This is a genomic window from Leucobacter sp. M11, from assembly GCF_035726885.1.
GTDB lineage: Bacteria > Actinomycetota > Actinomycetes > Actinomycetales > Microbacteriaceae > JAPFRB01.
In genome coordinates this window covers 674,129-678,382 of record NZ_JAPFRB010000003.1, presented here as the reverse complement: position 1 = coordinate 678,382, position 4,254 = coordinate 674,129, and the positions used below count along the sequence as shown (strand labels likewise).

The window sequence follows — 4,254 nt, the reverse complement described above, 5'->3', positions numbered from 1 at the left end:
ATCCCACCCCGAAGAAAGCGAGCACCCGTGAACGACTCCTTCTCCCAGCACGTCGCCCTGGTCACCGGAGCGGGCTCCGGCATCGGCCGGGCCGTCTCCCAGGCCCTGGCCGCGCGCGGCGCCGCCGTCGTCGTCAGCGACATTAACGGCGAGGCCGCGGACGCCGTGGTCGCCGAGATCACCGCGGCCGGCGGCACGGCCAGCGCCATCGTGACCGACGCGACCGACCCCGCCGCCCTCACCGCGGCCGTCGCGCACGCGGTGGACACCCACGGCAAGCTCACCCTCGCGGTGAACAACGCGGGCATCGGCGGCCCCACCGGGCTCGCCGCGGACATCCCCGTCGAGGGCTGGCAGCGCGTGATCGACCTCAACCTGAGCGCCGTGTTTTACGGCGTGCACGCGCAGATCCCGGCGATGCTCGCGGCGGGGGGCGGCTCGATCGTGAACATCTCCAGCATCCTCGGCCTCGTCGGCGAGGCGACCGCGGTGCCCTACACGGCAGCGAAGCACGGCGTCACCGGGCTCACGAAGGCGATCGCGGCGGGCTACGCCGCGCAGGGCATCCGCGCCAACTCGGTGCACCCCGGATACATCGAGACCCCGCTCATCGAGAAGGCCCCGAAGGACTTCCTCATTGCCAAGCACCCGATCGGGCGCCTCGGCACCGCCGAGGAGGTCGCGGCCGTCGTCCTCTTCCTGCTCTCGGACGAGGCCTCCTTCGTCACCGGCTCCCAGTACGGCGTGGACGGCGCGTACACGGCGATCTAGGGACCCGCTTCCTCGCGGCGGGCGCTGGCCCGACCGCTCGGGCGGTGGCTACGCGGAGACCTGTTTGGCCGCCGCCCCGAGGGGCGGGGGCTGCCCGAGCGAGGAATCCTGGCCGACCGCGATCCAGGCGGCCGTGAGCAGGAGCACCCGGCAGATCAGGTTGAACCAGAGCAGGAGCACGACGAGCACCGCGAACGTGGCGAACAGCGGGTTACTGCTCGCGCCGCCCAGGAACAGGCTGCCTCCGAGCTTCAGCACGAAGAGTCCGGCCGCGCCCAGCCCGCAGCCGCGCAGGAGCGCCCCGACCGGCACGCGGACTTCCGCCAGGAACCGGTGCATGGCCATGAGCACGAGCACGTCGAAGGCGTACATCGCGATGAGTCCGACGGACTTGCCGAGGCCGCTCAGCAGCCAGCTGTCCTCGTTCCAGCCGAGGAGCTGGAACAGGCCGCTCATCACGTCGGTGCCGAAGACCGTCAGCGCGGCCGAGATCACGATGGCCACCGCGAAGATCAGGGCGACCACCAGGTCGCGCAGCTTCAGGAGCGCGGCGTTGCGGTACTGCTTCACGTCGAGGCCGAAGATGAGCCGGATGGATCGGCGGGTGCCCGTGAACCAGTTCATCGCGACCCAGAGCAGGGAGGCACCGGCGACGACGCTCGTCCAGTCGAGCGCCCGCGTCTCGAAGAGCGCGTCGAGCGTGATCGCGCCGGGATTGCCGTCCGCCTCGATCAGCCCGGGGATGAAGACGTTGAGCTGCGTGACCATCGCCTCGAGCAGCTCGGTGTTGTTGCGGAGCACGATGCCGAAGACGCCGAAGCCTACCCAGAGCGCGGCGAAGACCGCGAACAGGGCCTGGTAGCTCATCCCGCCCGAGAGGACGCTGCCCCCGACGTCGGTGAAGTGCGAGAAGGCGCGCAGGGGGCGCGTGCCCATCACCCGGTGCGTGAGGCGCTGGACCTTGGTGACCGCCGTGCGGGCGCTGTCCTTCGCCTCGGCAACGGAAAACCGCGCCCCTGGGGCCGCCGACAGCTCGTCGGCGGCCCCAGAGGGCGCGGCGTTCTCGTTGTGTTCGCTCAGCCGGGGCTCCGTTATGCGGACTTCCCGGAGATGATCGCCGCTTTGACCTCGGCGATCGCCTTCGTCACCTGGATGCCACGGGGGCAGGCGTCGGAGCAGTTGAAGGTCGTGCGGCAGCGCCACACGCCTTCCTTGTCGTTCAGGATGTCGAGACGCACCTGCGAGTTCTCGTCGCGCGAATCGAAGATGAAGCGGTGCGCGTTCACGATCGCGGCCGGGCCGAAGTACTGCCCGTCGGTCCAGAACACGGGGCAGCTCGTCGTGCACGCGGCGCAGAGGATGCACTTGGTGGTGTCATCGAAACGCTCGCGGTCGGCGATCGTCTGGATGCGCTCCTTGCCGCCCTCGGCGGGGGTGCTCGAGACGAGGAACGGCTGCACCTCGCGGAAGGACGCGAAGAAGGGCTCCATGTCGACGATGAGGTCCTTCTCCAGCGGCAGCCCCTTGATGGCCTCCACGTAGATGGGCTTCGAGATGTCGAGGTCCTTGATCAGCGTCTTGCAGGCCAGGCGGTTGCGGCCGTTGATCCGCATTGCGTCGGAGCCGCAGATGCCGTGCGCGCAGGAGCGACGGAAGGTCAGGCTGCCGTCCTGATCCCACTTGATGCGGTGCAGGGCGTCAAGGATGCGGTCCGTCGGGTACATCTGGACGTCGAAGTCCTCCCAGCGTGCCTCCTCGTCGACCTCGGGGTCGAAGCGGCGGATCAGCAGGGTGACGGTGAAGGGCTGGGGTGCGTCGTCGACGGGTGCGGCGGCGTCCACGGTTGCGGTGCTCATGTCTAGTACTTCCTCTCCAGCGGCGGGTACCGAAGTTCGCCCTGTTCATTCTTCGTCATCGTGACGGGCTTCCAGTCCAGGCGGATGTGGTCCTCGGGGTCCGCGGAGTGCGGGTCGCCCGTGAGGTACGCCATCGTGTGCTTCATGTACTGCTCGTCGTTGCGGTCCGGGTAGTCGTCGCGCATGTGACCGCCGCGGGACTCCTTGCGGTTGCGCGCGGCGAAGACGAGCACCTCGGCCAGGTCGAGGAGGAAGCCGAGCTCGATGGCCTCGAGCAGGTCGGTGTTGAAGCGCTTCCCGCGGTCCTGCACCGAGATGTTCTTGTACCGGTTGCGCAGGTCGTGGATCACGGCGAGCACCTGGGTCAGGGACTCCTCCGTGCGGAACACCTGGGCGCCGCGGTCCATGGACTCCTGGAGCTCGGCGCGGATGTCCGCGACGCGCTCGGTGCCCGTGCTGTTGCGCAGCATCTCGACGAGCTCGCGGATCTCCTTGGCGGGGTCCTGGGGCAGCTCCGTGAAGCCGACCGTGTTGGCGTAGTCGGCGGCGTTGTTGCCGCTGCGCTTGCCGAAGACGTTGATGTCGAGCAGCGAGTTGGTGCCCAGTCGGTTCGAGCCGTGCACGGAGACGCAGGCGCACTCGCCGGCGGCGTAGAGACCCGGCACGACGGTGTCGTTGTCGGAGAGCACCTCGGCGTCGACGTTCGTGGGGATGCCGCCCATCGCGTAGTGCGCGGTCGGGAACACGGGCACGGGCTCGGTCACGGGGTCCACGCCCAGGTAGGTGCGGGCGAACTCGGTGATGTCCGGGAGCTTCGTCTCGAGGACCTCGGCGCCCAGGTGGGTGCAGTCCAGGTAGACGTAGTCCTTGTGGGGGCCGGCGCCGCGGCCGTCGAGGACCTCCTGCACCATGCAGCGGGCCACGATGTCGCGGGGCGCGAGGTCCTTAATCGTGGGCGCGTAGCGCTCCATGAACCGCTCGCCCGAGGCGTTGCGGAGGATCGCGCCCTCACCGCGGGCACCCTCGGTGAGGAGGATGCCGAGCCCGGCGAGGCCGGTCGGGTGGAACTGGTAGAACTCCATGTCCTCGAGGGGCAGGCCCTTGCGCCAGATGATACCGACGCCGTCACCCGTGAGGGTGTGTGCGTTCGAGGTCGTCTTGAAGATCTTGCCGAAGCCGCCCGTGGCGAAGACGATCGACTTCGCCTGGAAGACGTGCAGCTCGCCCGTGGCCAGCTCGTAGGCGACGACGCCGGAGGGCTTCTTGACGCCGTTCTCCTCGGTCATCACCAGGTCGAGCACGTAGAACTCGTTGAAGAAGTTGATGCCGAGCTTGACGCAGTTCTGGAACAGCGTCTGCAGGATCATGTGACCGGTGCGGTCCGCGGCGTAGCAGGCGCGGCGCACGGGCGCCTTGCCGTGGTCACGGGTGTGGCCGCCGAAGCGACGCTGGTCAATCTTGCCCTCGGGGGTGCGGTTGAAGGGCAGGCCCATGTTCTCGAGGTCGATGACCGCGTCGATGGCCTCCTTCGCGAGGATCTCCGCCGCGTCCTGGTCGACGAGGTAGTCGCCGCCCTTGACGGTGTCGAAGGTGTGCCACTCCCAGTTGTCGTCCTCGACGTTGGCGA

General features: G+C 68.7%; 4 protein-coding genes. 1 reads left to right on the top strand and 3 read right to left on the bottom strand.

The window, feature by feature from the left end; translation table 11 throughout:
• A complete protein-coding gene (locus OOT08_RS11640; protein ID WP_325092798.1) occupies positions 1 to 771 on the top strand; it encodes an SDR family NAD(P)-dependent oxidoreductase in 771 nt (256 codons plus the stop codon).
• 48 nt (positions 772 to 819) lie between these two features.
• Here OOT08_RS11640 and OOT08_RS11635 read toward each other — a convergent pair whose 3' ends face one another.
• The 3 genes from OOT08_RS11635 to sdhA form a co-directional block, all read right to left on the bottom strand.
• Complete coding sequence (locus OOT08_RS11635) at positions 820 to 1,707, bottom strand: YihY/virulence factor BrkB family protein (RefSeq protein WP_325092797.1); 888 nt, start codon at positions 1,705 to 1,707, stop codon at positions 820 to 822.
• Between the two features lie 155 nt (positions 1,708 to 1,862).
• On the bottom strand, positions 1,863 to 2,627 hold the full coding sequence (locus OOT08_RS11630) for a succinate dehydrogenase iron-sulfur subunit (RefSeq protein ID WP_325092796.1): 765 nt from the start codon (positions 2,625 to 2,627) through the stop codon (positions 1,863 to 1,865).
• 2 nt (positions 2,628 to 2,629) lie between these two features.
• On the bottom strand, positions 2,630 to 4,254 hold a 1,625-nt coding region (gene sdhA, locus OOT08_RS11625), incomplete at its 5' end, for a succinate dehydrogenase flavoprotein subunit (protein ID WP_325092794.1).

What these genes read in the sequence shown, in the direction of transcription:
- OOT08_RS11635 (WP_325092797.1), bottom strand. Translation starts at nt 1,707, where the DNA reads ATGGGCACGCGCCCCCTGCGCGCCTTCTCGCACTTCACCGACGTCGGG.
- OOT08_RS11630 (WP_325092796.1), bottom strand. Translation starts at nt 2,627, where the DNA reads ATGAGCACCGCAACCGTGGACGCCGCCGCACCCGTCGACGACGCACCC.